This window comes from Streptomyces sp. NPDC001156, from assembly GCF_053598275.1.
The window spans coordinates 1-2144 of the sequence record NZ_JBSFJX010000472.1 but is presented as its reverse complement, the minus strand read 5'-3'; the positions used below and the strand labels follow the sequence as shown (position 1 = coordinate 2144).

2 protein-coding genes are annotated in these 2144 nt (G+C 69.0%); both read left to right on the top strand.

The window, feature by feature from the left end; translation table 11 throughout:
- Window positions 1–307 precede the first annotated feature (307 nt).
- Window positions 308–511, top strand: a complete 204-nt coding sequence (locus ACWDA7_RS52290; RefSeq protein WP_071365560.1) for a cold-shock protein — start codon at window positions 308–310, stop codon at window positions 509–511.
- 86 nt (window positions 512–597) lie between these two features.
- On the top strand, window positions 598–2100 hold the full coding sequence (locus ACWDA7_RS52285; protein WP_450615202.1) for a DEAD/DEAH box helicase: 1503 nt from the start codon (window positions 598–600) through the stop codon (window positions 2098–2100).
- The last annotated feature ends 44 nt before the right edge of the window (window positions 2101–2144 follow it).

Below are 2144 nucleotides of genomic sequence, written 5' to 3'. Positions count from 1 at the left end.
GCCTTACGGCTGCGCGGACTTGGCGACGGCAGCGGCACAGCACAGCCCAGCGATCACAGCGAGCGACGACCGGTTACCGGGAAAGGCTCACTGTCATCAGGCGCAGTTGGGCAGCCCAGGCTGTGAGTGGAGTCCGGCGCGTGCCGTGTTGATCCACCACGGGCGGCCGGGCTGTGCTACGGTTTCCGAGTTGCAGTTGTGGTACCCATGAACCTATGTGCGCCTGACGGGAATGTTTCTCCTTCAGGCGCATATTTTGTTTTCCGGCATCTCCGGATGGGGCCTCTGCCTACAGAAGAGGAAAGTCATGGCACAGGGAACCGTGAAGTGGTTCAACGCCGAAAAGGGTTTTGGCTTCATCCAGCAGGACGGCGGCGGCCCCGACGTCTTCGCCCACTACTCGAACATCGCGACCCAGGGCTTCCGTGAGCTCCAGGAGGGCCAGCGGGTCTCCTTCGACGTCACGCAGGGCCAGAAGGGCCCGCAGGCCGAGAACATCATCCCCGCCTGATCGCCCGGCGCATATCCGCTCACCGGGGTCCGCACCTTCATGGTGCAGGCCCCGGTTGTGCTGTTTCCAGGAAGGTAAGCAACCGCATGTCCCGCAGGCCCCAGAAGCCGAATCGGCGCGCCTTGTCACCCTCACCCTCCGCGACGTCGCCAAGGGAGTTCCGGCTGCCGGAAAGCACGACACCCGCCCTTCCCGCCGTCGCGGACTTCGCCGATCTGGACATGCCCGCGGGACTGCTGAAGACCCTCACTGCGCAGGGCGTGACCACGCCCTTCCCCATCCAGGCCGCCACCCTGCCCAACTCACTTGCCGGCCGTGACCTGCTGGGACGGGGACGTACCGGCTCCGGCAAGACCCTGGCGTTCGGGCTTGCGCTCCTGGCCCGCACGGCCGGACTGCGCGCTGAGCCCAAGGCGCCCCTGGCCCTGGTCCTGGTTCCGACCCGTGAACTCGCCCAGCAGGTGGCGGACGCGCTGACCCCCTACGCGACGGCGGTGAACCTCCGGCTGGCCACCGTGGTCGGCGGGCTGTCCATCACCAAGCAGGCTGCTGCGCTGCGGCGGGGCGCCGAGGTGCTCGTGGCGAGTCCCGGCAGACTCAACGACCTCGTGGAACGAGGGGACTGCGTGCTGGACAGCGTGCGCATCACGGTGCTGGACGAAGCCGACCAGATGACCGACATGGGCTTCCTGCCGCAGATCACCAAGCTGATCCAGCAGGTGCGGCCCGACGGACAGCGGATGCTCTTCTCTGCCACCCTGGACAGCAACATCGACCGCCTGGTGCAGCGGTTCTTGACCGACCCCGTGGTGCACTCCGTGGACCCGTCCGCGGGAGCGGTGACCACCATGGAGCACCACGTGCTCCACGTCCTGGACGAGACCGACAAGAAGGCCGTCACCACGCGCATCGCCGCCCGTGACGGCCGGGTCATCCTCTTCCTCGACACCAAGAGGTCCGCCGACCGGCTCACCAAGCGGCTCCTGGCCGTCGGGGTCCGCGCGGCGGCACTGCACGGAGGCCGCTCCCAGCCGCAGCGCAACCGCACCCTGGAACAGTTCAAGAACGGCCAGGTCACCGCGCTGGTGGCGACGAACGTCGCGGCCCGGGGCATACACATCGACAACCTCGACCTCGTCGTGAACGTCGATCCCCCCACCGACCACAAGGACTACCTCCACCGGGGCGGCCGCACGGCTCGCGCCGGCGGCTCCGGCAGTGTGGTCACGCTGGTCCTGCCCGACCAGAAGCGCGATGTCACCCGGCTCATGTCGGACGCGGGCATCCGCCCCCGGACGGCCCGCATCACCTCCAGCGACGTGGAACTGGCCACCCTCACCGGCGCCCGCGAGCCTTCCGGCGTGCCCGTCACCATCGAGGTCCCCCAGCCGGCGACACCGACGACGTCCCCGTCCCGCCCGGACCGGAAGACCGGCACCGAGCCCGGCAAGCGGTCCGGCGGCCGCCGTCGCAACGGCGGCGGGGCGGGGGCGGCGACAGGCGTGCCCCCCACGACGGGCGGCCGGGGGGCCGGCCGCCGCGCGGCGGGGGCGGGAGTGCAACACGCTGAACGACAGTACCATGATTAACCCTAACATTTTGGTGCTTCCTTCTTATGCGTGGGGGGGGTGGT

Bases quoted from the DNA above. Each gene is read 5' to 3' on its own strand.
- ACWDA7_RS52290 (WP_071365560.1), top strand. From the start codon at position 308: ATGGCACAGGGAACCGTGAAGTGGTTCAACGCCGAAAAGGGTTTTGGC.
- ACWDA7_RS52285 (WP_450615202.1), top strand. From the start codon at position 598: ATGTCCCGCAGGCCCCAGAAGCCGAATCGGCGCGCCTTGTCACCCTCA.